This is a genomic window from Macellibacteroides fermentans, from assembly GCF_013409575.1.
In the GTDB taxonomy this organism is placed as follows: domain Bacteria; phylum Bacteroidota; class Bacteroidia; order Bacteroidales; family Tannerellaceae; genus Macellibacteroides; species Macellibacteroides fermentans.
In genome coordinates this window covers 223,005-248,943 of record NZ_JACCCY010000001.1, presented here as the reverse complement: position 1 = coordinate 248,943, position 25,939 = coordinate 223,005, and the positions used below count along the sequence as shown (strand labels likewise).

Here is a 25,939-nt window from a genome sequence, read left to right as displayed (position 1 = left end):
TCAAACGTCTCATGAGAATAACAAAAATAATAAGAAGAAGAATTAGCAACATGGCACTACTGTTCGCTGCGTTGTCTTTTTCGGCATGTGGAAAAAATGATCCCGTTTCAGACAATGGGGATGAGGATAAAACGCCACCCGCCGAAGTTACTCATTTGATTCCACAGGAACTTGAAACAATTCCTGAAGCGTATTACCAAGCGGCAAATCAGCGAGGCACATTAGTTGAGTTTACTTACGAGACCTACGAATCAATGACCTACGAACAGAAAACCCGGAAACTGACAAAACGCGCAATTGTATATCTGCCGTATGCGTACTCTAACGAAAACAGGTACAATGCCTTTTATCTGATGCACGGCGGCTGGGGCAATGAAACATCGACTCTTGGCACACCCGGGCAGCCGAGTGTCTTCAAGAATATTCTTGATAACGCCATAGAGAACGGGAGAATGCATCCGCTTATCATTATTTGCCCGACTTACAACAATACAAGTTCCGAAGACAGTGGAAATTTCAGCCTTGCGCTTGAACTAAACAGGAATTATCATAATGAACTCTTAAACGACCTTATTCCGGCGGTAGAAAGTACATATTCAACCTTTGCGCAAAGTTCGTCTCCTGAAAGCCTGAAGGCGTCACACGATCATCGAGGGTTTGGTGGATTTTCTATGGGTTCGGTCGCGGCTTGGCGCACATTCCAATATTGCCTGGATTATTTCAGGTATTTCCTGCCTATGAGCTGTGGAACCTCACTGGACGAGGATAACATCTTTGCGGCAGCCGGGAATCACGACAAGGACGACTTTTTCGTTTGGGTTATCACAGGAACAGCAGATTTTGCCTATTCGTATGACAATAACAGAGTAAACAAAATGCGGAATTCCCCGTATTTCATTGAGGCTAACAACAAGCAGGACGGAAATTTTGCTTACAGCGTGAAAGACGGATATGCTCACGATGGCCGTGCGTCAACGGAATATACTTACAACGGGCTATGCTGGTTTTGGAATGAAGATGAATAATTAGAATATGATAAATCGTTTGATGATGAAAACAGGACAATTAGAAAATAGCAAATGGGAACTCTCCGTACTCGCATTTACGCGTTTAATAGGGAAATTTACGATGAAGATAATCTGTATGATAACGTTGTTGATGTGTAGCTGTTTTGTCTCGGCTTGCGACGGAGACAAGCCGAACACGACCGTTGTTGAAGAAAACGGCAACACAAACGAAAATGACGGTGACGAAAATAATACGGATATGGGAACACACCTGACTACAAATGATTATGTACGTGATATCGTCAATCATCCTGCTTTTAATGGGTTTGGGGAATTACTCTTATCCCGTGACGATAATTCGTCTTATTATAATACGCCGATCTCCAATGTAGGTTCCCTTATGCCGTATCACGGAAATGTCCGTCCGGACGTAATCGTTGGTTCGGTAAATTACATGATAGATGAGGTAAATAAAGGTAAAACGATCTTTTATGATATTTATACGGAACAACAAAAGCAGCAAGATCCGGCTAAAAGAAATACGGGAATTTTCTTCTTTCGGGGAAATCCCAATGCTCCTTTTGCGGTAGTTTGTCCCGGTGGAGGTTTTTCGTATGTCGGTTCACTTCACGAAGGCTTCCCTTTGGCACAGCGAATAAGCGAATTAGGACTGAATGCTTTTGTGATACGCTACCGTATCGGTAGTGAACAATATGCTACGGAAGATTTGGCAACAGCGATATCTTATATCTTTCGTAATGCTGCTATTCTCGGAGTAAGCAGCAAGAACTATTCAGTATGGGGTGGCTCAGCTGGGGCGCGTATGGCAGGAAACATTGCTTTAAGCGGTGTGTCTGCTTATAAGGGAGATAATTTGCCAAAACCTGCCACAGCAGTCATTGCTTATACCGGGCAATCAACTTATTCAAGTAATTTTTCACCTTCATTTATAACCGTTGCGGCAAACGATGGAATAGCCAATGTGAATACTGTGGAAAGGCGTGTCGAAAATTTACGAAATGCAGGTGTAGATGTTGAATATCGCAGGTATCAGACTGCCGGACACGGATTCGGCCTCGGAACAGGTACAGATGCCGAAGGATGGCTGGATTTAGCTGTCCGCTTTTGGCAAAGACATATTAAAGAATAAGAAATATTAATCAAAAAAAGATATATGAAAAATCTATTTTTAACTCTATTGATAATGTTGGTAATATGCCCTGTGGCATATTCAGGCAACAACCGTTCTTCTGTAAAGGAAGAGCAAACAAATACCGGAGCCACAGAACGAAAAATTCTGATAGCCTATTTTAGTTGGACAGGGAAAACAAAACAGATGGCGGAAAATATTGCCAAACATACAGGAGGAACCCTCTTCCGGATTGAAACGGTAAATACTTACCCAAGTGAATACACACCACATACCGAAGTAGCCAAAGCAGAACGCGATAATGGAATTCGTCCGGAACTAAAGATGACAGTAGAGAATTTGGATCAATACGATACGATTTTTGTTGGTTGCCCTGTCTGGTGGCATACAGCGCCTATGGCTATCTGGTCATTTTTGGAAAGCGAAAATTACAGTTTTAAAGGGAAAACAATTATACCGTTTTGCACTTATGGTGCAACATACAGGGATGAAACCTTGGCTAAAATAGTAGAACTAACCCCTGACTCCAAACATTTGAAAGGTTTTGGTTCAACGAATGGGAATGCGGATGTAGAACCTTGGTTGAAAGAAATAGGTTTAATAATCAATAAATAAAAATTGTCATGAAAAAAAGAATATCAAAAGTATTATTTCTCGCATTCAGTATATTGATGCTAAGTATGCAGACGTCTTATGCACAGAGACAAACAACAAACTGTGAGCAGACGAAACAGGAACTTCTAGATTTGTCAAAAACTAAATGGCAATGGATGGCTGACAAAAATGTGGATTCGCTGAATAACCTTTTTCATGACGAAGCTGTCTTTGTCCACATGGGCGGAACGATGAATAAGGAACAGGAACTGAATACGATCAAGAGTGGCGGTATCCATTACAAGCATGCAGAAATACAAGAAACATCAGTTCGATTTATTAGTAACACCGCAATCATTTTAGATCGGATTCGCTTGACTGCCGTTGTCGGTGGCAATGAAGTTGTAAATCCATTTATGGTAACGGAAGTATATGTATTGATAGATGGTAAGTGGAAGTTAGGATCACTCTCATTTACCAGATTATTAGGTGAATAAATAGAAAAATCCTTCAAATTATAAAAAATAACGATATGAAAATCTCAGAAAAATGTTTTACGTTAATAGCAATTCTGCTATTTGGAAGTGTACATTTTACGAATGCACAAGTTGTGAATGCAAATGTTCCAATGATAAAACTGAATAATGGTTTGGAAATGCCTCAATTCGGACTTGGAACGTTCACAGCATCAAATGAAGCCTGTAAAGAGGCTTGCCTTGTGGCTTTAAAGGCCGGTTATCGCCATATAGACACAGCCCACGCCTACGGGAACGAATCAGGGGTCGGCTCAGCGGTTAAAGAGAGTGGCGTTCCTCGTGAAGAAATTTGGATTACCAGCAAAATCTGGCCTTCTGAATATGGAGAAGGCATAACGATGGAAGCAATAGATAAAATGTTGGCTCGTCTGCAAACAACCTATATTGACTTACTATACGTCCATCAACCAGTCGGAGACTTTGTCGGTGCCTGGAAAGATATGGAGAAAGCCGTAGCAAGTGGAAAAGTACGGGCATTGGGTATCAGCAATTTTGATGACAGTGATGAAGCATTCCATGCCATTGTTGATAATATGAAAATAAAACCTGTTGCGTTGCAAATTGAATGTCATCCCTATGCACAACGAATAGATATTCGCGAAAAAGTAAAACCCTACAACATAGCAGTTGAATGTTGGTTTCCGCTGGGCGGTGCTATGAGTGAAGGCGCACTGTTCAAAGATCCTGTTATTAAGATAATCGCTGCTGCACATAGAAAGACTCCGGCACAGATTATTCTACGCTGGCATATTCAGGAAGGATTTTCGGTAATTCCCGGTGCAACTAATCCTAATTACATCAAGGAAAATATTGAAATCTTTGACTTTGCCCTCAATGATGATGAAATGGCCGCCATGCGTTCACTGAATAAAGAGAAACGCTTCTTTAATATGACGCTTGAACAAAAGCAAGGATTTGTCAATATGAAGTTTGAATGACTAATAAATAATTATGTCATAAAAGGATAGCATAGATAGATAAATAAATAGCATTAAATATATACATTTTTTATATGCTCTAAAAAAATACCCTAACACAAATAGGAACTTATTACTTTGTTCAAGCAAAAGAGGTAATGGAAAGCTGAATATAATGTTGATTCTTTGAATATATTCTTCCATAAAAAGCTGCCTTCGTCGCCATGAATAGAACAATGAATAAGGAGTAAGAAGGTAGGTAAAATGAATGGTAAATTGAAATATGACATGAAAAAGATATTAACAGCTTTAGCTTTAAGTATCATCAGCGGATCGTTGTTGGCTCAAAAATCTATTGTTCAAATAGATCAAAATACAACGGTTAAGGTTCGTATAACGTCAGGAATTTTGAGAGGTATAGAACAAGAGGGTATTGTTAGCTTTAAAGGAATTCCTTATGCTGCACCACCTGTAGGTAAATATCGTTGGCGACCACCACAACCAGTACCCGCATGGCAAGGAGAGCTTGATGCAAGTGAGTATAGGGCAAATTGTGCACAAGCAGGTTGGCCACGAAGTTCAGGAGGAATAGCTGAGGGTTCATCTGAAGATTGTCTTTTCCTGAATATATGGTTACCTTCCGGAACGAAGCCAGAAGATGAACTACCGGTTATGGTGTGGATACATGGTGGAGGTTTCGTTGGTGGAAGTGGTTCCGGTGAATCTACTTCAGGAGAAGAATTTGCCAAACAAGGTATTATTCTGATAACTTTTAACTATCGACTTGGACGTCTTGGGCATTTTGCTTTTCCTGCATTGAGTGAAGAATTTCCGGAAGAACCAAAGGGTAGTTATGCTTATATGGATCAGATTGCTGCCCTCAAATGGATACAGGAAAATATCGCTGCATTTGGAGGTAATCCGGATAATGTTACCATTTTTGGCGAGTCTGCTGGTGGCGTTTCTGTCCATTCACTACTGACGATACCATTTGCAAAAGGACTTTTCCATAAAGCGATTATTGAATCCGGTGGTGGTCGTGACGGAGTACTTACCGGTAGGTCGATACGTAAAGAAAATTCCGATCCGTATTACCCTGTTTCAGCAGAAACAATTGGCAGAAATTTTGCTCGAAAACATGGAATCGAAGGTGTTGATGCTACGGCTCTTGAAAAGCTTCGCTCATTAAGTGTAGAGGATATTGTAGATGGAGGACAAGAAACCAATGAGGATGGAGGACTTCCTATTTATTCAGGTCCAATCCTTGACGGAAAATTGGTAGTAGAAACAGCACAAAGTGCCTATGAGGCAGGAAGACCACCGCACATCCCGCTCATTATCGGCTCAAATAGTGCGGAAGTACCGGGAGGCTTCATTAATGCCAATTCAAAAGAGCAACTGTTGTCAATGTTTGGAGGTTATATAAATGAGGCTATTGCAGCCTATGACCCTACTGGCATAACCGATTTTGGCAAACTGCTTACAATGGTCACCACCGACAAAGTGTGGGCAGAACCTGCCCGATTCACTGCGAATGTTTTTGCCGAAAACGGAACACCTGCATATATTTATTTGTTCTCGTATGTGCCTTTATCACAGCAAGAGCGAATGCCCAATGGCGCACCTCATGGTTCTGAAATCCCATATGTATTTAATAAACTAAGTTCTCGTTGGGGAGCGGAGATTACTACAGACAAAGACCGGGAAGTGGCAAGGATGATGAACACCTATTGGGCTAATTTTGCAAAGACAGGTAATCCGAATGGCAAAGATTTACCTGAATGGCCTCTTTACAATCACCAAAAAAACGAGATTCTGGAATTCCAACTTGATGGATTGACTGTTGGTACACCCGATCCTAAAAAAGCACGGCTAGACGTGATAGAAAAGGTAACTAACACAATGAAATAACATCGGAATTAAATATTGAAGAAAATAAAAAAAAGAATATTAGGAGGTAGAGATTTAGAGGTTTCTGCAATCGGTCTTGGTTGTATGGGGATGAGTCATGGATATGGAATTGCCTCAGATGAAAAAGAAATGATACAGGTCATCCATCATGCAATGGAAAAAGGAATAAATTTCTTTGATACAGCAGAGGTATATGGTCCTTTTACTAATGAAGAATTGTTAGGCAAAGCATTGGAAGCATACCGGAGAGATGTAATCATTGCGACTAAATGCGGTATAAAGACTATAGACGGTAAACAGGTTGTTGATGGAAAGCCGGAAGAGATACGAAAATCCATTGAAGGTTCCCTGAAACGATTAAAGACCGATTATGTCGATTTATATTACCTGCATCGTGTTGATCCCAATGTGCCGATAGAAGATGTGGCGGAAACAATGAAAGAGTTGTATCAGGAGGGTAAGATACTTCATTGGGGGTTATCCGAAGCCGGAGTACAAACAATAAGGAGGGCACATGCCGTTTTCCCATTGACTGCCGTCCAAAGTGAATATTCTATGTGGTGGCGCGAGCCGGAAAAAGAGTTGTTCCCTATCTTAGAAGAACTCGGTATAGGATTTGTTCCATTCAGCCCTCTTGGAAAAGGATTTCTTACCGGCTCTTTCAATAAAGATACGGTTTTTGGTAAAGATGATTTGCGACCCGGCTTTCCACGTTTTACTCCGGAAGCATTAGCTGCAAATCAAAAATTAGTTGAGTTTGTAAAAGAACTGGCAATAGAAAAGAATGCTACAGCACCACAGATTGCTTTGGCATGGGTATTAGCTACTAAACCCTGGATTGTCCCTATTCCGGGTACAAGAAAAGCTGAGAGGATAGATGAAAATATCGGAAGTATTGATACTGAATTGTCAACTCAGGAAATTGCCAAAATCAATGAAAGATTAGAGCATATCCATGTAACAGGGAACAGATACCCGGAAGAATTTGCCAAAAGAGTCGGAAAATAGAGAATGATTGAGTAAAAAATATTTAATAAATCGGTTATGATAAAAGTGAATTTGATCTGTATAATTACGATATTATTGGGGATATCAGGTAACGCAAATGCACAGAATGATATGTTAGATAAGAAACAAGAAAAGATAATTACGATCTCCGCACTTACTGCCAAAGGAGATTTAGAAAGACTAAAACCGGAACTTGTTGCAGGTCTCGAAGCCGGTCTGACCGTCAACGAAATAAAAGAAGGATTGGTACACTTGTATGCTTACTGTGGATTTCCGAGAAGTATTCGGGGGCTGCAAACCTTTATGACTGTATTGGATGAGCGTAAAGCCAATGGTATTAATGACAATCCGGGACGGGAAGCATCGCCGATTAATGAAGAAGGCAGTAAGTACGAACGTGGAAAAAAGATTCTGGGCGAACTGACAGGCGCACCGCAGCCCGATACGCTTTCGGGTTATTCGGCTTTTGCCCCTACAATAGACACTTTCCTCAAAGAGCATTTGTTTGCAGATATATTCGAACGCGATGTTTTGACCTATGCCCAAAGAGAATTAGTTACGATTTCCGTAATCAGTGCTATTGGTGATGCAGAACCTATGCTCAAAGGCCATTTAACCATTTCGTTAAATGTTGGTCTAACGCCTGGACAGTTGCAAGAATTTGTAAAGGTTATTAAATCAGCCATTGGAGAAGAAAAAGCATCCGATGCGCAAAAAGTACTGGATGAAATTCTAAAAACAAGAAATAACTAAATAAAACAATAATGAAAACATTAATTTTAATAATCGCAATAGCTATGTCATTGACAATAAGCACAGCAAATGCTCAAACAACACAAAAACAAAATCCATATACTTTGGTATATGAAGGAGCAATTACAGAAAATGTAAAAGGAAAAGCAAATATTCACCCCGTATCGTATAAACTAAACGGGATTGATATTGCTGCAAATGTTTATACACCTGCCGGTTATGACCCTTCTAAAAAGTATCCTGCTGTGGTGGTAGCGCATCCAAATGGTGGTGTCAAAGAGCAGACCGCGGGATTATATGCACAGCGTTTAGCGGAAGCAGGATATATAACCCTTGCCGCAGATGCAGCATATCAGGGAGCAAGCGGCGGAGAACCGCGTCATACGGATAATCCTGCCTACCGTACTGAAGACATTCACGGTATGGCAGACTTTATTACCCAATATAAAGGGGTAGATGCAAACCGTTTGGGCATTCTTGGTATTTGTGGCGGAGGGGGTTATACTTTAAAGGCAACCCAGTCTGACAAACGATTTAAGGCAGTAGCAACATTAAGTATGTTCAATTCGGGTGAAGTAAGACGTAACGGATTTCAGAATTCTCAATTGGCTACCATACAGGAGCGGTTACAACAAGCCACAGATGCTAGAGCTCAAGAAGCCGCAGGTGGTAAAATCATTTATGCAGGTGTAGCAAGTATTACAGACGAAGAAATAGCTAGAACATCGACTGACCTGTACAGGGAAGGATACCTGTATTATTATAGAACCTATGCACATCCAAACTCTACCTTTCTATATACAATGAGTAGCCTGCTCGACTTAATGACTTGGGATGCTGCTGCAAATATGGATTTAATCAATCAGCCTTTGTTGATGATAGCCGGAAGCAAAGCCGATACGAAATATATGACAGACGAGGCGTTTAGCAAAGCTACCAATGCAAAAAACAAAGAGTTATTTTTGATTGATGGAGCTACTCATATACAAACCTATTGGAAACCCGAATATGTATCGCAAGCCGTAAATAAATTAGTAAACTTCTATCAAACGAACCTTTAAAATTCAGAATGATGAAATATAAAATAAAATCTATTCTACCTCTTGTCTCTGTGTTATTAGCAGTAAATTTGGCATTTACTGCTTGTTGTAATAATCAAAAAAACAATGATAAAATGGAAACTTCAAGTAGCAATGAAATAAATCAGATATTTCCCAAAGGAGAAGCCATCAATAACGATTATTTCAGTGGGACAGCATGGCTTCAAATGTTGGTTACCGACAAAGATAATTTTGATTTGACAATTGGAAATGTAGTATTTGAACCTGGTGTAAGAAATAACTGGCATTCACATCCTGGAGGTCAAATCCTGCTTTGTACAAAAGGAACAGGATATTATCAGGAAAAAGAAAAACCAATACAACTACTTAATGTCGGAGATGTGGTTGAAATATTACCCGATGTTATCCATTGGCACGGTGCATCTCCTGATAGTGAATTTACACACATAGCTATCACTTCACAATCTCATAAAGGTTCGGTTGTTTGGATGGAACCTGTGACCGATGAAGAATATAACAGCTATAAGAAATAGAGTTTTCAATAATTATAAAAAGAAATATGAGCAAGATCGAAAATATAACAGGAAAAGTAGCTGTAATCACAGGAGCCAGTAGCGGCTTAGGAGAATCAACAGCACGCTATCTTTCAGGACAGGGAGCAGTTGTCGTATTAGGAGCACGTCGTAAAGACCGTATTGACACATTGGCAAACGAACTGATTAAGAATGGGGGAAAGGCTCTTGCCGTTGAAACAGATGTAACAGATCATCTGCAGGTAAAAAAACTGGTAGATGCCGCCGTTCAAGAATTCGGGCGTATTGATGTGATGATTAACAATGCCGGATTAATGCCGCTCTCTCCATTGGAATATCTTAAGATAGACGACTGGAATCAAGCCATTGATGTTAATATCAAAGGAGTTTTATATGGTATTGCAGCAGCCCTGCCATATATGAAAGAACAAAAATCGGGGCAATTTATCAACGTATCTTCAGTAGCAGGTCATACAATCAGTCCGGGCGGAGCTGTTTATTCGGCTACAAAATATGCTGTCCGTGTAATTTCAGAAGCATTGAGGCAGGAGGTAAAACCATACAATATTCGCGTGGCAGTAATTTCGCCGGGAGCGGTTGCGACTGATTTGCCCAATAGTATTACCGCACCTGATATAGCCGAGGGTATCCATAAATATTACGAACAAAATGCGATACCTGCTGATTCGTTTGCAAGGACTGTATCATTTGTTATCAGTCAACCCGAAGATGTGGATGTAAACGAAGTATTATTCAGACCTACTGTTCAACAACTATAATGATATAATAAATGAAAATATTAATATTGGGGGCGGCAGGGCAAATTGGGCGTATGCTTGCTAAAGACCTTATCGAACAGACTGAGAATGATTTGGTACTATATGCCCGCAACGCTTCCAACAGATTAAAAGACCTGGCTTCCGAAAGGGTATCGCTGGCTAACGGTGATTTTTCGGATTATGCTCATTTGGTGGATGCCATGAAAGGCGTTGATGCCATCTATCTCAATGACATGAACGATAAGAAAGGTGTTGAAACCATTGTAAAAGCGATGAAAGCAGTCGGTGTAAAACGGATTATTGCAGCATCCATTCTGGGGATTTATGATGAAGTACCGGGAGCTTTCGGCGATTGGAATCGTCGCATGGTAGGTGACAGAGGTATTCAGCTCCATAAAGATACTGTTGCACTGGTGGAAACTCCCGAACTGGACTATACTATTCTGCGTCTTACCTGGCTATACAACCAGCCCGGCAACTGTAAATATCACCTTACAAATAAAGGTGAACCCTTTCAAGGAGCACAAGTAACCCGTCAAGCCGTTTCGCAGTTGATCGTAGACATATTAAAAGATCAAGGAGGAAAATATATAAAATCAAGCATCGGTGTAAGCGAACCCGATACCAATTGGGACAAACCTTCTTTTTATTAAAGCTTTGAAAAATTGGGAGGGGTAGAGTAATGAAAGATCGTATATGTTATAGAGTTTATTTGTTTGGCTATGTAAGGACAATTCAAAGAATGAAAAAATATTCGTTCAAGGATATAATTAAAATAAATTGAAAATGGAAAAAGTAAAATTAAATAATGGTGTTGAAATGCCTGTTTTAGGAATCGGTGTTTACAAGATACCTGATTTTAAAGAGTGTAAACAAACAGTATTAACTGCTATCGAAGCAGGTTACCGTTCTATCGATACGGCTGCTGCCTACCAAAATGAGGAAGCTATAGGCGAAGCCATCCATGAAAGCGGCATAGATAGAAAAGACTTGTTTATCACGACTAAGCTATGGATTGCCGATGCCGGATATGAACAGACATTAAAAGCTGCAGAATTATCTATGAATAAACTGCAAGTTGATTATCTTGACCTATATCTGATTCATCAACCATTTGGAGATGTATATGGTTCGTGGCGAGCGATGGAAGAACTTAACAGACAAGGTAAAATACGGGCTATAGGTATAAGTAATTTCTATACTGACAGGGTAATGGATTTGTTAGCAAACAATGAGATTGCACCCGCTGTAAACCAGATTGAAACTCATCCTTTTTACCAACGAGAAGAAGACCTGAAGTTTTTGAAAGAAAACGGTGTACAGATGGAATCTTGGGCTCCGTTTGCCGAAGGAAAGAATAACTTGTTTCAGAATGAGAAATTGCTGGAGATTGGTAAGAAATATAATAAGTCTGTCGCCCAGGTTATACTTCGTTGGTTAATCCAGCGTGGTGTGGTCGTGATTCCTAAATCTGTAAAAAAAGAACGGATAATTGAAAATATCAATGTGTTCGATTTTGAACTGTTAGCAGAAGACATGGAAATGATTAAATCCTTGGATACGAATAAAAGTTTATTTTTCAGCCATCGCGATCCGGAAATAGTCAAATGGATGTCTTCTTTTAAGAAAAAGTAAATAAGAAAAGAATAGAGGAATGATTAAAGTTACAGTCATTAACGGAAGCCCTCGAAAAAAATGGAATACAGCTACAATGTTGAAAAATTTCATTGAAGGTGCTTCATCAACAGGCAAAGATATTAAGACTAATTTTTTTCATTTATACGATTACAAATATCAAGGGTGTATAAGTTGTTTTGCCTGTCATCGAAAAGGTTCCACATATGGTAAATGTATTGTACGTGATGATATAACAGACCTTTTAGAAATGGTTTCTCATGCAGATATTGTTGTCTTTGGCTCACCGATATATTTTCATGAAATTACCGCACAATTGCGCGGATTTCTTGAAAGACTTATATATCAGTATCTTTCATTTGATGCTGAACATGAAGGCAATCTTGCTCCTAAAAGTTTACAGACTGCTTTTATTTATACGATGAATGTGACTAAGGATATCATGGAAAAAGGCAATTATCCGGTTATCTTAAACGAAATTGAAAGGTATGTTTGGAATGTATTCGGACAACAACCGGAAAGGCTTTGTGCATATAATACCTATCAATATACGGACTATAACAAATATGTTGCAACTTATTGGGATGAAAATGAAAAGTCCGAATATCGTCGTACACAATTTCCATTGGATTGTAAAGCTGCTTTTGATCTGGGAGTAACAATGATACAAAGAATAGCTAAGATTGAATAACATAGTATGATTTCAAAATCTTTGAAGGACTCTAATGTACTGACCGACTAAAGCATTATCAATAATGTCTGAAAGGATGAAAACATGTGATTGAATATTCGTAAAAATAGCTTGGGAATAGTAACTCTGCCTTTTACAGGTTATATACAAATTCACGGCTAATAGATAATCATTTTAAACGTTCAATATGAAAAAAGCATTATTGTTATTACTAGCGCATTGCAAGCTCAAGAAGCAGTTGACAAAGATGCTACAGCGCTTAAAGTTCGTACCAACTACGGAATTGTACGCGGAGTGTCAGACGGAAATATTGCCAGTTTTCAGTTTTAAAGGAATTCCTTATGCAGCACCGCCTATAGGTTGTTCTGGCACATATAGAGTAGGTTTAGCATATACATTTAATATACAAGTAATACCTTATGAAGCCATAAAAATATTAAGAACTTCAATTTATAATCATGATAAATTTTATCGATAAACTACAAAAGGAGATCAGGCAGCAGATTCAGCAGATCGAAGCCGAAGATAAGAATATCCTGAAAAAGTCTCTCGATGCCTCCCATGTATTGGGTGAGGGTTTCGACCGATTGAAGGAATTTATCATAGCATACCAGTTTCAGAATGAAGATGAGGAAATACTCTTTTTCAAAGAGGTAAAACCTAAAATATTCTGCCACCTGATCTATTACAGGAAAGTATATAATATCGAGATGCACCGTCCGGTTGCCAGCGTGGAGGCTCAAAAGGAATACCTGAAAAAGAAACTGGACGTCATTCAGGATTTCAACGACAAGATATTGGACTTTTATCGGTATTATCGTTCGGGCGCGACATACCTTGATGCTGCCTATTTCGTTCGCGGTCAACCCGATACTGAACAATATCTTGAAACGTTCTACTATGAACGCGATCCGCAGTTTTCGACTAACGCGGATTTTAAAGTTGCCAAGATTATGGCAAATGATATGCTGCAGGCATATCTGCTTTCGGAACTGGAACTGCTGGATAATTATATGCAAAAACCCAGCGCAACTTCTTTCCCGAAAGTAAAGTTGACATGGACGGGCAGTAAAACCGATCTCATCGAATTGATTTATGCTCTTGATACCGAAGGCTGCTTTAACAACGGGAAAATCCCCATAATACAGATTGCAGCTTATTTTGAGAGTATATTCAATATAGATCTGGGTAACAATATAGCCCGCAATTTCTATGATATGCGTATCCGTAACCAGCCCACACCATTCCTTGACCGCCTGCGGGAAGAAATACGTAAACGGATGGAGAATACCAAGCCTGGGGGAAAAGATAAAGACAACGATAAGAAATAATAGCAACAGACTTAAAAAAAATAAGAAGATGAAAAGAATCATTTTGTTATCATTGGTTTCCCTTTTGTTCTCCTGTGGAGGGTACAACGGGAAAATATGAAAAAGTAATTGCCGATTTCGCGCAAACCGACAGTAGAGGAATGAAATTGAATATGAATTTTAAAGTGGAAAAGCTGGAAGACGTACGCCGCGTAACCGTTATGGATAGTATTAAAATAATCACAGACAATTTTAATACCGAGAGGGACAAGCAGATGGCCTCACTTGAAAAAACTGTTAGCTTATTTACGGAAAACATTGAAAAAGCGAAGGCCGCCTATAGACCATCTCAAACTATGATAAATTCTTATCAGTCCAGCATTGACAAAACAAAAGAACAGATTAATGTGCTTAAAGAAACCACACCAGAAGGACTTGAAAGATACGAGAACAGAGATGCAAGCGATATTTTGATGATTATTGTTCGATGTACTTATTCAATCGACGAACCGATAACAAATAAGAGGGCAACGGAAACATTTGATTTTTTCCTTTCACCGGACGGAACAAAATGTTATTTTCCTAGAAGGGTAAAGGAATAATTTGAAATAGTGCTATAAACACAAAAGGCTTTCCGAGTAAGAAAGCCTTTTGTGTTTATAGCAGAAAACTATTTTAATCTTTTGCTAATTAACATGTAAATCTTATCTTTGCAAATAGATAACAGAGTTATTTGAATGCATGAAAAACTAAGTGTATCTAAGCACTTTCTACTTACTTATCCATTGCCCTTTTCATGCGAGAGTCTTCAAAATAAACTGATGGTCAGTTAAATATCCTCAGACTACCACAAATATAAAAATAAAATAGATACCTTTGCGGCATCCTATAATAAAAAAATGATAAATAATGTCAGTACATCAATCGGAAGATAACAGAAAAGTGACGACTCATCGTCTCGTAGAGATGAAACAGAGAGGAGAGAAAGTTTCCATGTTGACTGCTTATGACTATTCAATGGCCAAAGTTATTGACGAGGCTGGAATGGATGTAATTTTAGTGGGTGACTCTGCTTCAAATGTTATGGCTGGAAATGTAACAACTCTTCCTATGACTTTAGATCAGATGATTTACCATGGAACTTCGGTCGTAAAAGCTGTAAAAAGAGCCCTTGTGGTTGTAGATATGCCATTCGGTACTTACCAGGGAGATGCTAAAGTAGCTTTAGCTTCGGCTGTGCGTATCATGAAAGAAACCGGTGCAGATTGCTTAAAGCTGGAAGGAGGTTCTGAAATACGTGAATCACTTGAACGTATCTTATCGGCCGGTATTCCAATCATGGGACATCTGGGTTTAACGCCACAATCTATCAATAAATTTGGCACATATACTGTTCGGGCCAAAGAAGAGGCCGAAGCAAATAAGCTAATTGAAGATGCTCATTTTCTGGAAGAAATAGGTTGCTTTGCAATTGTACTGGAAAAAATACCAGCGAAATTGGCTGCACGTGTTGCTTCCGAACTTACAATTCCAATTATTGGAATCGGAGCAGGAGGGGGTGTTGATGGACAAGTTTTGGTTATGCACGACATGTTGGGTATCAACCAAGGTTTCTCACCTCGTTTCTTGCGTAAATATGCCAATCTTCACGAAGAGATTACCAAGGCGGTAAAAAGCTATATCAAAGATGTGAAAACATCTGATTTCCCAAACGAAAAAGAGCAATATTAATTTTATCGCTCATAAGTTTCAAGGTAAAAGGGAGTCTCACCAACAGAGACTCCCTTTTAGTTGGCAAATAAGTTACATATATTATCCTCAAACAGAGAAAGAGCTCTTTTTATATTTTGAGCTCTTTTTATATGCTTCAATGTATGTTAGCTTATGCTAAATTTTATACCTTTGCAGCTTATTGGATAAGTAAAAAAGAAACAATATAATATTAGAAAATTAAAATGGCAAAAGAGCTTAAAGAACTCACTCCCCGTAGTGTAAGTTACTCGCAGTGGTACCAGGATCTGGTTATTAAGGCTGATTTGGCAGAAAACTCTGCTGTACGAGGTTGTATGGTAATTAAACCTTATGGCTATGCCATCTGGGAAAAAATGCAACGTATTCTGGATGATAAATTTAAGGAAACAGGTCATTCCAATGCCTATTTCCCGTTGTTTATTCCCAAGTCATTCTTGAGTAAGGAGGCCGAACATGTGGAAGGTTTTGCTAAAGAATGTGCTGTAGTAACACATTACCGTCTTAAAACAAATCACGATGGAACAGGGGTTGTTGTAGATCCTGAAGCTAAGTTGGAAGAAGAACTGATTGTTCGTCCCACATCCGAAACAATTATATGGAATACATATCGTAACTGGATTCAATCTTATCGTGACCTTCCTATTCTGGTAAATCAGTGGGCCAATGTTGTTCGCTGGGAAATGCGTACCCGCTTATTCCTTCGTACAGCCGAATTTTTATGGCAAGAAGGCCACACTGCCCATGCAACGAAGGATGAAGCAGAAGCGGAAGCAAGGCAAATGCTGGAAGTATATGCCGATTTTGCAGAAAAATATATGGCTATGCCCGTTGTAAAGGGAGTAAAATCTGCCAGCGAGCGTTTTGCCGGAGCGTTAGATACTTATACGATTGAAGGATTGATGCAGGATGGTAAAGCTTTGCAAAGTGGTACATCTCACTTTTTAGGTCAGAATTTTGCCAAAGCATTCGATGTAAAATACATTGATAAAACAGGTAAGAGTGAATATGTTTGGGCAACTTCCTGGGGTGTTTCAACCCGTTTGATGGGAGCCTTGATTATGTCTCACTCAGACGACAATGGTTTGGTGTTGCCTCCTAAGCTGGCTCCGATTCAGGTTGTGATTGTTCCTATTTATAAGAATGATGAGCAACTTAAACTGATTGATGAAAAGATTTCAGGCATAGTTGCAGGGCTTAAGTCTTTAGGAATTTCTGTTAAGTACGACAATGCCGATAATAAAAAGCCGGGATGGAAATTTGCCGAATACGAATTAAAGGGTGTACCTGTTCGTCTGGCTATGGGTGGTCGCGACCTGGAGAACAATACCATTGAAGTGATGCGTAGGGATAAACTCGAAAAAGAAACAGTTTCTTGCGAAGGTATCGAAGCATATGTTAAGAATTTATTGGACGACATCCAGGAAAATATATTCAAGAAAGCATTCGATTATCGTACAGCAAATACAGTTTCTGTTGATAGCTACGACGAATTCAAACAAAAAATTGAAGATGGCGGATTTATCTTAGCGCATTGGGATGGTACTGCCGAGACAGAAGAGCTTATTAAGAATGAAACAAAGGCAACAATACGTTGTATTCCTTTGGAAGGAGATAAAACTCCGGGTGTGTGTATGGTTACAGGTAAGCCATCTGCACAAAGGGTTGTATTTGCTCGTGCATACTAATAACTTTAAATAAAAAGGGTGACTCAATTACTTGAGTCACCTTTTTTATTTTATAAAACCGACAGTCTGTAGTCGATACTATTTTTCAAAGATTTTTGCCACAGCTACCATCATAGGTATAGGGCCGGAGATATAAATTATATTATATAAAATCAGAACCAACGTATTTTTCTGAATATAATAAATGCGGCTGCAGATAACGCAAGAGCCAAAAGAATTATTCCTATAAATCCAAAACGTAAATCTTCTGCATAGGTAATAACATTCATTCCGTAAAAACTTGCAATTAAGGTTGGCACCATCAACAATATGGAAATAGAGGTCATTCGTTTCATGATGGTGTTCACGTTGTTCGTGATAATAGAAGCAAATGCATTCATGGTTCCCGTTAGAATATCACTATAGATATTCACCGTAATATGAGCCTGCCTCAACTCTGTTTCCACATCTTCAAGTAATTCTTTGTCAACGTAATCGGGCCCCTGGAAAATACTCTGCAGTTTGGTAAGCATCACTTCATTACCACGAATTGACGTGTTGAAATAAACCATACTCTTCTCTAGTTTCATCAAACGAAGAAGATCTTCATTTCGAATGCTTTTTTCCAATTCTTTTTCGGCCATTCTTACCTCATTGTTAACCTGCTTAAGGTATTTAAGGAACCACACGGCCGACGAATGAATAATACGTAATATTAAATCGAATTTGGTTCGGATTACAAGTTCTTTACGACGGGTATAACGAATAAAATCGTCAATTAATTCGGATTTATAATAACAAACAGAAACAATAATCTCTCCATTGGTAATCATGCCGATCGGCACGGTTGTGAATGGTATACCTTGTTCTGTGCTTTGTACGGGAATACGTAAAATAGTTAATAACCATCGCCCTTCGTATTCAATACGTGGACGTTCGTCGGTATCTTCAATATCGGATAAGAATGATTCAGGTACGTGTAGTTCGTTTGTAAGGTAGTTGATGTCGTCTTGAGTAGGACATTCAACATTTACCCAGCAATTGGGAAGCCACTGGTCAATTTCCATATAACCGGCTTCGCAATGAAGAAATTTTTTCATTATTGCCTCCTTTCGTTTTATTACGGCAGGGTGGAATAATGCTTCTACTTCTGCCAGATTACTTTTTATTTACCTCAAGCGGGATACTGTCATCCATAATTTAATGATTGATTTTATCGGGTGCAAAGGTAGGTTAATTAAACCAGATTACAAAAAAAGGGGATACCTAATGATATCCCCTCTGTTATAATTAACACTTGATGTGCTATTATTTGATATTCGGTTTTTCAAGTCCATACCCTTTTTTCTTGTCTTCTGCCTTAAGCATCAGTGCAACTACCAGGGCTAAAACACCAAATCCTGTAAAAATAATCATGGGAAGAGTATAATCGTATGCGGGTCCGTCGCCTTCCAGTTTGCAGTAACGGTCTAATACCCAGCCAATCAATGCAGGAACACCCATTAATCCCCAGTTCTGAACCCAGAAGATTAGGGCATAAGCAGTTCCCAGTTGATTTTCAGGAATAATTTTAGGAACTGATGGCCACATCGCCGAAGGTACAAGAGAGAAAGCCACACCCAAAATAATCATTATAATTGTTGCAAACCACCATTGGTTAAGCAAAGGAAGAGCAAACAACAAATGGACCCCAATCAACATACAGGCTCCGATAATCATAATTGTGGCACCTTTACCCTTACGGTCGTACAAGTTTCCAAAGAAAGGAGTAAGGAACAATGTACCTAAAGGAAGCAGACTGGGAATAATACCTGCAAGTTCGGGATCAACGGCATATTTATTAACCATCAAATCGGTTGCATATTTAAGGAATGGGAAAACAGCCGAATAAAACAGAACACAAAGTAATGCTATCAACCAAAAACCCTTATTCGTAATAATTAAGAAAATATCTTTAACTCTGAACGGCTCTTCAGCATCTTTGTCGGCATCAGTAAGCGAGGCATCAAGCTTGCGATCCATAAAAATATAGACGATAAAGGCGATAAGGCCGATACAAAGCATGATGAAACATAAAAGAATAGGAGCAGATACACTATTAAAATATTTAGCAAAAGGAACAGATACAGACATAGCCAGCATGGTTCCAATACGGGCAGTGGCCATTTCGAGACCCATTGCAAGCGCCAGTTCCTTACCTTTAAACCATTTCACAATAATCTTTGAAACGGTAATCCCTGCAATTTCAACTCCTACACCAAATATGGCATATCCAAAAGCAGCAATAGCGACCTGCGCTTTCATTCCCAGGATAATCAGGCCATCCATGGCGAAGTAATCGGAAATAGCATAATACTTGATACCACATCCAACCAACATAAGTAGACAAGCATTAAATCCGGTAAAGCGAACCCCCATCTTGTCCAGGATCATTCCTCCGAAGATAAGCATCAGCAAAAACACATTAAACCAGCCGTAGGCACTCGTAAAAATACCGTAATCGGTACTGCTCCAAAGCAATTCCGATTCGAGCATTGGTTTTAACGGCGACATAACATCGGTCAGAAAATAACCACACAACATGGTGAAGGCCACTACCGCTAGCGCAGCCCAGCGAGCACCTTTCGAGTCACTCAGCTTCTTTTGAATTTTTTCAGTCATTTGTTTTATTTCTAGTTGTAAATATCAAGTTTTAAAGCAATCAATGCATCCGAAACAATAAATGTACTACCGCCTATAAAAATACAATCATTAGGTTCAGCTGCATTCTTAGCCGCCTCAATGGCCAAAGCAACTGATGAATGAATTGTCCCTTTAAGACCATGTTCGCTTGCCTGCAAAGCAAACTCCTCTGCTGGAAGAGCTCTTTCGACCGAAGCATTGGTAAAATAATAAATAGCTTTTTTAGGAAGTAATTTTAAAACTCCGTGTATATCTTTGTCGTTTACCATACCAATAACTATATGCAGGGCATGGCAGGGCGTTTGATCCAATTGTTTGGAGAGATATTCCCAGCCTCCCACATTATGCCCTGTGTCACAAATTATAAGCGGATCTCTCTGGATAATCTGCCATCGCCCCATTAATCCTGTAAGTCCGGTTACCTGAGCAAACCCTGTCTTTACCGCTTGTGGAGTAATTTTATATCCTAACGAAAGAAGCTCTCTGATTGCTGTGAGGACAGTACATGTGTTCTTTTCCTGAACAACACCTCCTAATTCGCCTTCAATTGTACCATAATCAGTGGTATCATATACCCAATGGCCGTTGTCGGATATAGCCGAAGAGCGAATTACGCCTGATTGCTCTGCAAAGCGTATGGGCGCATTCTCAGCACCGGCTTTTGAAACAAATACATCCTTCACTCTCTCTATTCCGGCTTCGCCTACAATTACAGGAATTCCCTCTTTTATTATGCCTGCCTTTTCGTAGGCAATCTGCTCCAGGGTATCTCCCAGAAACTGTACATGATCTTTGCTTATGTTAGTAATAACGCAAAGATCAGGATCAATGATATTTGTACTATCCAAACGTCCGCCAAGTCCAACTTCGATAACAGCCACATCAACAGCCTGACTTCTGAAATAATCGAAAGCCATGCTCATTGTCAGTTCAAAAAATGAAGGTGACAATGTTTCAAAATAACTTCTGTGCTTTTCGATAAAATCGACTACATATTGTTTATCGATCATCTTCCCGTCAACACGGATTCGCTCACGGAAATCTACCAGGTGCGGAGACGTGTACAGCCCAACCTTGTATCCGGATTTTTGTAAAACAGCAGCCAGCAAATGAGAGGTAGAGCCTTTGCCATTCGTTCCTGCCACATGAATAGTCTTATATGCTTTATGAGGATAAGCCAAATATTTATCCAGACTTAGGCTGGTGCCTAACCCTGGTTTGTAAGCAGACGCTCCGCTATGTTGGAAAACAGGTACACGTGTATATAGATAGTGCAATGTTTCTTCGTAAGTCATCATTCTTTTTTTATATAAAATGCAAATTTAAATAAAAATGAAGGAATACGATTGTTCTCTCAAGAATAATCATAGTATAATTAGGTCAAAAGCTCAAAAATGTCAGAAAAACATTTGCACAGCTGTTCCAATCCATCAAAAACTGTTTTTAAACAAGTTATTTTAACTGTAATATATTATCATCAGACAAACTAATTGTTTATTTTTGTTGTTAGATAAACATACTATTATTTAATCATTAAACAGAAAGATCATGGGAGCAAAGAAGAATTTTGTGCTTGATACCAATGTTATCCTGCACGATTACAAGTGTATTGAGAACTTTCAGGAAAATGATATTTATCTGCCCATTGTTGTACTTGAAGAGCTTGATAAGTTTAAAAAGGGAAGCGACCAAATTAATTATAACGCCCGTGAGTTTGTACGCGAACTGGATTTACTTACAAGCAACGACCTTTTTCTTAAAGGAGCTTCTCTGGGTCCGGGTAAAGGAACACTCTATATCGTTACAGGCGACAAATATCAAGAGAAAATTGCCTTGTCGTTTCCGGAAAAAACACCCGACCACCGAATCCTGTCCAGCACTTTATTCATTGCGGAGAAGAATCCCAAAGTACGTACCATTCTCGTTACCAAGGATGTGAACCTGCGTATGAAAGGGCGTTCGTTAGGTATTGAAGTAGAGGATTATATTACTGACAAGGTTGTAAATGTAGATATCTTTGAACGTGCTCAGGAAGTGTATGAAAATGTCGATCCTGATTTGATAGACAAGATTTATGCGACTCCAGAGGGTGTTAATGCTGACTTATTGGATTTCAAGGTTACACTTGAGCCAAACGACTGCTTTATATTGAGGAGTGTACGAAACTCTGTATTAGCACGTTATAATCCTTATACCGAAAAGATAAAGAAGGTGGATAAAACGCCCAGTTATGGGATAGTACCCCGGAACGCCGAGCAAAGTTTTGCCCTTGAAATACTGAATGATCCCAATATTAAACTTGTGGCGCTGACCGGTAAAGCGGGAACCGGGAAAACCTTGCTTGCCCTGGCTTCTGCTCTCAAGCAAGCGGATATGTTCAAACAAATCTTACTTGCGCGCCCAATTGTGGCTTTGGCAAATAAAGATCTTGGCTTTCTGCCTGGCGACGAGAAGCAAAAAATAGCGCCGTACATGCAACCCTTATTTGACAATCTGAATGTAATTAAGGCGCAATTAACTCCTGGCAGTCCGGACATAAGGCGGATTGAGGATTTACAAAAAAACAATCAGCTGGTGATAGAAGCGCTTGCATTCATTCGTGGACGAAGTCTATCCGAGACTTTCTGCATCATAGATGAAGCACAGAATCTTACACCTCACGAAGTGAAGACGATCATAACACGTGCCGGCGAGGGAACCCGCATGGTATTTACGGGTGATATTCAGCAGATTGACTCTCCATATCTTGATGCCCAGAGTAACGGATTAGCCTATATGGTAGACAAGATGAAAGGTCAGGAGTTATTTGCCCATATTAATTTAATAAAGGGTGAACGCAGCGAATTGTCCGAATTGGCATCCAATTTATTATAAATTACCAGAAAGAACCTGTACTTTTATGTGATAGTTGATCACGAAGGTACAGGTTTTTTTATTTGTTCCGGGCTGAACAATCTGCGAACCATTTTGGTTATAGGAGTTGTGAACTGAACGGATGTTGATGAAAAGAAAGGTTACAAAACAGATTCTCTTTGCGTGGTTATTGATGTTTTCAATAGCACCGTTGGGCTTTGTGAAAGAATTTCACCATCATAAGTCCTGCGATACGGGTACCTGCGAAAATCATCACGAAGAATCTGCTCCCGACGACTGTTCCATTTGTCAGTTCCATCTTTTGCCTTTCGAAGAACCGGTAATCTTCCACCTAGATCTTTACCGAACCTATACAAAAATTAATCAAGCTGTTTATCTTTGCAAAGGATCCTTTGCAGAGCCTTTCTGCTATTATCTGCGTGCCCCTCCTGTTTTATAGGTAAATATCTTTATCTATAATTATCTAATAAAATAAGTTTATGCGTATCGGATATATTTCGGGCGTATTGTCGTTGTGCATTTCTGCGAACGCCTATGCGCTATATCCCGATTCACTCAAGGTTAGTCTGCCCGAAGTGGTAGTCACAAATAACTATATGTCTGGCCGCAACCGGGCAGAGGCAGTACCTGTAGAAGTGATAGGGCAAGAATTCCTGCGCGAATTTCATTCGGGTAGCCTGATGCAGACATTGGGTAAGCTTCCCGGGATTCAGTCCATGGATATAGGTTCGGGATTTTCCAAACCTGTAATCAGAGGTATGGGATTCAACAGGGTGGCAGTAACTGAGAACGGAATTCGGCAGGAGGGTCAGCAATGGGGGGCCGACCATGGATTAGAAATTGATGCCTTCAATGTAGAACGTGTTGAAGTCCGTAAAGGTCCGGCATCGCTCCAGTATGGAAGCGATGCAATGGGAGGAGTGCTTGAAATAAAGCAGTTGCCACCACCTTTAGACAATCAATTGTTTGGGGAGGTAAACCTGTTAGGTAAAACCAACAATAACTTGTTGGGAGGATCTGCTATGCTTGGTATCAAGAAGGATTCCTGGTATATTCAGACACGATTTACCGAACAACATTTTGGCGATTATCGTGTTCCAACCGATTCGATTGTCTATTTAACCCGGCAGATACCTATATATAACAGACGGATGAAGAATACAGCAGGTATTGAAAGAGATGCCTCGGCATCAGTATCTTACCGTAAATTGACCTATCAAGGTCAGCTGTTTCTGAGTAATGCCTATCAGAAAGTAGGTTTTTTCCCCGGAGCACATGGCATCCCGGATGCTTCGAGGGTAGAAGATGATGGAAACTCGCGAGACATTGATCTCCCTTACAGTAAAGTAAATCATTTTAAAGCTCAATTCCGTCAACAGCTTACTCTGGGTAAGAATCTTGTAGAATGGAATCTTGGTTACCAGAATAACCGCAGAGAAGAACGGAGTCTTTTCCATACGCACTATGGAAATCAACAAGCGCCGGTAATCAATCCTGATCTGGAATTGCAGTTTACATTAAATACCTTCAGTTCCGCCGTGAAGTGGACTTTTCTACAGCATGAAAATTGGAAACATACCGGAGGCATCGATTTACAATACCAAAAGAATGAAATAGGAGGGTACGGCTTTTTATTACCTCGTTATCAACGTGAGACTGCCGGATCCTATTACATGGCATCATTTAATCCTACAGGAGTACTTTCATTCAGCGGTGGAGTGCGCTTTGATTATGGACATATAGACATTAGGCCGTTTGAAGACATCTATCTGGAAAGTTACCTTCAACAAAGAGGATACAGTGAGGAGACGATCCGGTTCTATAAACAGCGAAGCTTTGAAACAGATCGTTCTTTTGCCAACTATGCAGCATCCGTTGGAGTTGTATATACACCGTCGGATAAACATACGGCAAAAATAAATATCGGTCGGAGTTTCCGTTTGCCCGGAGCCAACGAACTTGCATCCAACGGAGTACATCATGGCACGTTCAGACACGAACAGGGCGATGCTACATTGGATTCGGAACAGGGCTGGCAGTTGGATATGGGATATACATTTCATGGCAACTCGTTTCGTTTCGAATTGTCTCCTTTTGTTAGTTGGTTTACCAATTACATTTACCTCCAGCCAACCGGAGAGTGGTCCATTCTGCCTCATGCCGGTCAGATTTACAGGTATACGGGAGTAGAGGCTCTGTTTACCGGGGGTGAAATATCCGGAGAAGTAGATATACTTCACGATCTGACGCTTGCAGTTTCGGGCGAATATGTCTACACCTACAACCTCGAGGCTCATACGGCCCTGAGCTTCTCGCCACCGGCATCCGTGCGCACCAATCTATCGTATCACCCCGGGGAAACGCGGTTTTATCTGGAGCATGAATATATTGCTGCTCAGAATCGCATAGCCAGAAACGAAGATCCTACTCCAGGGGCGCAGTTATTCAATGCCGGGGCAAGCTTTTCAATACCGTGGAAGAAAAACAAATTGGAAGTCACTATATCTGCCAATAATCTGTTTGATACCAGGTATTATAATCACTTAAGTTTTTACAGGAAAATTGAAATCCCCGAACCGGGACGAAATTTCCAATTATTAATTAAAATCCCTTTTAAAACTCTATTAAAATGAATAAGTTAGTTTATATTTCAGCTATTCTTCTGTTTTCAACATTGTTCTCTGCTTGTACCAATGATTCGGAAGATGTTTCAAAGCCGGTAATCAATCTGATTGAACCCGAAGATGGTCATGCATTGAAAATAGGTGCAGCGGTGCACTTTGAAATGGAACTCTCGGACGATACAGAACTGAGATCATACAAAGTAGATATCCATAATAATTTTGATGGGCATAATCATACAAAGGCTGTATCCGAAACCGTAGATTTCACCTATTCGAAATCGTGGGATGTTTCGGGATTGAAAAATACACTGGTACATCATCACGAAATTGTTATCCCGGAAAATGCAACTCCCGGTAACTACCACCTGATGGTCTATTGCACAGATAAGGCCGGAAACGAAACGTATGTTGCACGTAAAATTGTGTTAAGTTACGATGCCGTTGAACATGAAGAGTAG

The 25,939-nt window shown here is 39.8% G+C and carries 26 protein-coding genes; 23 read left to right on the top strand and 3 right to left on the bottom strand.

Annotation, left to right across the window (positions count from 1 at the left end; all coding sequences use genetic code 11):
- Positions 1–11: 11 nt before the first annotated feature.
- From F5613_RS00975 to proS, 19 genes are all read left to right on the top strand, one after another.
- Positions 12–1,025, top strand: a complete 1,014-nt coding sequence (locus F5613_RS00975) for an alpha/beta hydrolase (protein WP_218858853.1) — start codon at positions 12–14, stop codon at positions 1,023–1,025.
- A gap of 22 nt (positions 1,026–1,047) precedes the next feature.
- Complete coding sequence (locus tag F5613_RS00970; protein WP_218858852.1) at positions 1,048–2,157, top strand: alpha/beta hydrolase; 1,110 nt, start codon at positions 1,048–1,050, stop codon at positions 2,155–2,157.
- Between the two features lie 24 nt (positions 2,158–2,181).
- On the top strand, positions 2,182–2,772 hold the full coding sequence (locus tag F5613_RS00965) for a flavodoxin (RefSeq protein ID WP_179398331.1): 591 nt from the start codon (positions 2,182–2,184) through the stop codon (positions 2,770–2,772).
- A gap of 8 nt (positions 2,773–2,780) precedes the next feature.
- Positions 2,781–3,248, top strand: a complete 468-nt coding sequence (locus F5613_RS00960; RefSeq protein ID WP_179398330.1) for a nuclear transport factor 2 family protein — start codon at positions 2,781–2,783, stop codon at positions 3,246–3,248.
- A 35-nt stretch (positions 3,249–3,283) separates the two neighbouring features.
- Entirely contained in the window at positions 3,284–4,225 is a 942-nt protein-coding gene (locus F5613_RS00955) for an aldo/keto reductase (protein ID WP_179398329.1), read from the top strand.
- Positions 4,226–4,468: 243 nt separating this feature from the next.
- Positions 4,469–6,115: a carboxylesterase/lipase family protein gene (locus F5613_RS00950; RefSeq protein WP_317171193.1), complete on the top strand. Its 1,647-nt coding sequence runs from the start codon at positions 4,469–4,471 to the stop codon at positions 6,113–6,115.
- Between the two features lie 24 nt (positions 6,116–6,139).
- On the top strand, positions 6,140–7,123 hold the full coding sequence (locus F5613_RS00945; protein WP_179398929.1) for an aldo/keto reductase: 984 nt from the start codon (positions 6,140–6,142) through the stop codon (positions 7,121–7,123).
- A gap of 36 nt (positions 7,124–7,159) precedes the next feature.
- Positions 7,160–7,876, top strand: a complete 717-nt coding sequence (locus tag F5613_RS00940; RefSeq protein WP_179398327.1) for a carboxymuconolactone decarboxylase family protein — start codon at positions 7,160–7,162, stop codon at positions 7,874–7,876.
- A 44-nt stretch (positions 7,877–7,920) separates the two neighbouring features.
- Positions 7,921–8,937, top strand: a complete 1,017-nt coding sequence (locus F5613_RS00935) for an alpha/beta hydrolase (RefSeq protein WP_246303310.1) — start codon at positions 7,921–7,923, stop codon at positions 8,935–8,937.
- 11 nt (positions 8,938–8,948) lie between these two features.
- Positions 8,949–9,470, top strand: coding sequence for a cupin domain-containing protein (locus F5613_RS00930; protein WP_179398928.1), 522 nt, complete (start codon positions 8,949–8,951; stop codon positions 9,468–9,470).
- 26 nt (positions 9,471–9,496) lie between these two features.
- Positions 9,497–10,249 carry an SDR family oxidoreductase gene (locus tag F5613_RS00925; protein WP_179398325.1) on the top strand — a complete coding sequence of 251 codons (753 nt, stop codon included), beginning with the start codon at positions 9,497–9,499 and terminating at the stop codon, positions 10,247–10,249.
- An 11-nt stretch (positions 10,250–10,260) separates the two neighbouring features.
- On the top strand, positions 10,261–10,902 hold the full coding sequence (locus tag F5613_RS00920) for an NAD(P)H-binding protein (RefSeq protein WP_179398324.1): 642 nt from the start codon (positions 10,261–10,263) through the stop codon (positions 10,900–10,902).
- Between the two features lie 133 nt (positions 10,903–11,035).
- On the top strand, positions 11,036–11,884 hold the full coding sequence (locus tag F5613_RS00915) for an aldo/keto reductase (RefSeq protein ID WP_179398323.1): 849 nt from the start codon (positions 11,036–11,038) through the stop codon (positions 11,882–11,884).
- A 19-nt stretch (positions 11,885–11,903) separates the two neighbouring features.
- A complete protein-coding gene (locus tag F5613_RS00910) occupies positions 11,904–12,575 on the top strand; it encodes a flavodoxin family protein (protein WP_218858850.1) in 672 nt (223 codons plus the stop codon).
- 187 nt (positions 12,576–12,762) lie between these two features.
- On the top strand, positions 12,763–13,053 hold the full coding sequence (locus F5613_RS00905) for a hypothetical protein (RefSeq protein ID WP_179398322.1): 291 nt from the start codon (positions 12,763–12,765) through the stop codon (positions 13,051–13,053).
- A complete protein-coding gene (locus F5613_RS00900) occupies positions 13,034–13,906 on the top strand; it encodes an RteC domain-containing protein (protein ID WP_179398321.1) in 873 nt (290 codons plus the stop codon). Before F5613_RS00905 ends, F5613_RS00900 begins: the two co-directional genes overlap by 20 nt.
- Before the next feature lie 140 nt (positions 13,907–14,046).
- On the top strand, positions 14,047–14,487 hold the full coding sequence (locus tag F5613_RS00895; RefSeq protein ID WP_179398320.1) for a hypothetical protein: 441 nt from the start codon (positions 14,047–14,049) through the stop codon (positions 14,485–14,487).
- 307 nt (positions 14,488–14,794) lie between these two features.
- Positions 14,795–15,616, top strand: a complete 822-nt coding sequence (gene panB, locus F5613_RS00890; RefSeq protein ID WP_079683215.1) for a 3-methyl-2-oxobutanoate hydroxymethyltransferase — start codon at positions 14,795–14,797, stop codon at positions 15,614–15,616.
- A 224-nt stretch (positions 15,617–15,840) separates the two neighbouring features.
- The gene (gene proS, locus F5613_RS00885) at positions 15,841–17,322 is read left to right on the top strand and encodes a proline--tRNA ligase (RefSeq protein WP_179398319.1); all 1,482 of its coding nucleotides are present in this window, start codon (positions 15,841–15,843) and stop codon (positions 17,320–17,322) included.
- Positions 17,323–17,474: 152 nt separating this feature from the next.
- On the opposite strand, the gene F5613_RS00880 is transcribed toward proS, so the two are convergent.
- The 3 genes from F5613_RS00880 to F5613_RS00870 form a co-directional block, all read right to left on the bottom strand.
- Positions 17,475–18,401 (bottom strand): magnesium transporter CorA family protein, encoded by a 927-nt coding sequence (locus F5613_RS00880; RefSeq protein ID WP_068186669.1) that lies wholly within the window; start codon positions 18,399–18,401, stop codon positions 17,475–17,477.
- A gap of 208 nt (positions 18,402–18,609) precedes the next feature.
- Positions 18,610–19,962, bottom strand: coding sequence for an MFS transporter (locus F5613_RS00875; RefSeq protein ID WP_068186671.1), 1,353 nt, complete (start codon positions 19,960–19,962; stop codon positions 18,610–18,612).
- An 11-nt stretch (positions 19,963–19,973) separates the two neighbouring features.
- On the bottom strand, positions 19,974–21,278 hold the full coding sequence (locus F5613_RS00870) for a bifunctional folylpolyglutamate synthase/dihydrofolate synthase (RefSeq protein WP_179398926.1): 1,305 nt from the start codon (positions 21,276–21,278) through the stop codon (positions 19,974–19,976).
- Positions 21,279–21,531: 253 nt separating this feature from the next.
- Here F5613_RS00870 and F5613_RS00865 point away from each other — a divergent pair, with 253 nt between their 5' ends.
- The 4 genes from F5613_RS00865 (at position 21,532) to F5613_RS00850 (ending at position 25,939) form a co-directional block, all read left to right on the top strand.
- The gene (locus tag F5613_RS00865) at positions 21,532–22,857 is read left to right on the top strand and encodes a PhoH family protein (RefSeq protein WP_179398318.1); all 1,326 of its coding nucleotides are present in this window, start codon (positions 21,532–21,534) and stop codon (positions 22,855–22,857) included.
- A gap of 127 nt (positions 22,858–22,984) precedes the next feature.
- The gene (locus F5613_RS00860) at positions 22,985–23,296 is read left to right on the top strand and encodes a hypothetical protein (RefSeq protein ID WP_179398317.1); all 312 of its coding nucleotides are present in this window, start codon (positions 22,985–22,987) and stop codon (positions 23,294–23,296) included.
- Between the two features lie 40 nt (positions 23,297–23,336).
- Positions 23,337–25,490 carry a TonB-dependent receptor gene (locus tag F5613_RS00855; protein WP_179398316.1) on the top strand — a complete coding sequence of 718 codons (2,154 nt, stop codon included), beginning with the start codon at positions 23,337–23,339 and terminating at the stop codon, positions 25,488–25,490.
- Complete coding sequence (locus F5613_RS00850) at positions 25,487–25,939, top strand: DUF4625 domain-containing protein (protein ID WP_068186682.1); 453 nt, start codon at positions 25,487–25,489, stop codon at positions 25,937–25,939. The genes F5613_RS00855 and F5613_RS00850 overlap by 4 nt, the downstream gene beginning before the upstream one ends.

Coding starts and splice junctions, on each gene's coding strand:
- F5613_RS00975 (WP_218858853.1), top strand. CDS start 12: ATGAGAATAACAAAAATAATAAGAAGAAGAATTAGCAACATGGCACTA.
- F5613_RS00875 (WP_068186671.1), bottom strand. CDS start 19,962: ATGACTGAAAAAATTCAAAAGAAGCTGAGTGACTCGAAAGGTGCTCGC.
- F5613_RS00850 (WP_068186682.1), top strand. CDS start 25,487: ATGAATAAGTTAGTTTATATTTCAGCTATTCTTCTGTTTTCAACATTG.
- panB (WP_079683215.1), top strand. CDS start 14,795: ATGTCAGTACATCAATCGGAAGATAACAGAAAAGTGACGACTCATCGT.
- F5613_RS00920 (WP_179398324.1), top strand. CDS start 10,261: ATGAAAATATTAATATTGGGGGCGGCAGGGCAAATTGGGCGTATGCTT.
- F5613_RS00895 (WP_179398320.1), top strand. CDS start 14,047: ATGAAATTGAATATGAATTTTAAAGTGGAAAAGCTGGAAGACGTACGC.
- F5613_RS00860 (WP_179398317.1), top strand. CDS start 22,985: ATGAAAAGAAAGGTTACAAAACAGATTCTCTTTGCGTGGTTATTGATG.
- F5613_RS00925 (WP_179398325.1), top strand. CDS start 9,497: ATGAGCAAGATCGAAAATATAACAGGAAAAGTAGCTGTAATCACAGGA.
- F5613_RS00940 (WP_179398327.1), top strand. CDS start 7,160: ATGATAAAAGTGAATTTGATCTGTATAATTACGATATTATTGGGGATA.
- F5613_RS00955 (WP_179398329.1), top strand. CDS start 3,284: ATGAAAATCTCAGAAAAATGTTTTACGTTAATAGCAATTCTGCTATTT.
- F5613_RS00950 (WP_317171193.1), top strand. CDS start 4,469: ATGAATGGTAAATTGAAATATGACATGAAAAAGATATTAACAGCTTTA.
- F5613_RS00965 (WP_179398331.1), top strand. CDS start 2,182: ATGAAAAATCTATTTTTAACTCTATTGATAATGTTGGTAATATGCCCT.
- F5613_RS00935 (WP_246303310.1), top strand. CDS start 7,921: ATGTCATTGACAATAAGCACAGCAAATGCTCAAACAACACAAAAACAA.
- F5613_RS00865 (WP_179398318.1), top strand. CDS start 21,532: ATGGGAGCAAAGAAGAATTTTGTGCTTGATACCAATGTTATCCTGCAC.
- F5613_RS00905 (WP_179398322.1), top strand. CDS start 12,763: ATGAAAAAAGCATTATTGTTATTACTAGCGCATTGCAAGCTCAAGAAG.
- F5613_RS00930 (WP_179398928.1), top strand. CDS start 8,949: ATGAAATATAAAATAAAATCTATTCTACCTCTTGTCTCTGTGTTATTA.
- F5613_RS00970 (WP_218858852.1), top strand. CDS start 1,048: ATGATGAAAACAGGACAATTAGAAAATAGCAAATGGGAACTCTCCGTA.
- F5613_RS00915 (WP_179398323.1), top strand. CDS start 11,036: ATGGAAAAAGTAAAATTAAATAATGGTGTTGAAATGCCTGTTTTAGGA.
- F5613_RS00960 (WP_179398330.1), top strand. CDS start 2,781: ATGAAAAAAAGAATATCAAAAGTATTATTTCTCGCATTCAGTATATTG.
- F5613_RS00870 (WP_179398926.1), bottom strand. CDS start 21,278: ATGACTTACGAAGAAACATTGCACTATCTATATACACGTGTACCTGTT.
- F5613_RS00855 (WP_179398316.1), top strand. CDS start 23,337: ATGCGTATCGGATATATTTCGGGCGTATTGTCGTTGTGCATTTCTGCG.
- F5613_RS00880 (WP_068186669.1), bottom strand. CDS start 18,401: ATGAAAAAATTTCTTCATTGCGAAGCCGGTTATATGGAAATTGACCAG.
- proS (WP_179398319.1), top strand. CDS start 15,841: ATGGCAAAAGAGCTTAAAGAACTCACTCCCCGTAGTGTAAGTTACTCG.
- F5613_RS00910 (WP_218858850.1), top strand. CDS start 11,904: ATGATTAAAGTTACAGTCATTAACGGAAGCCCTCGAAAAAAATGGAAT.
- F5613_RS00900 (WP_179398321.1), top strand. CDS start 13,034: ATGATAAATTTTATCGATAAACTACAAAAGGAGATCAGGCAGCAGATT.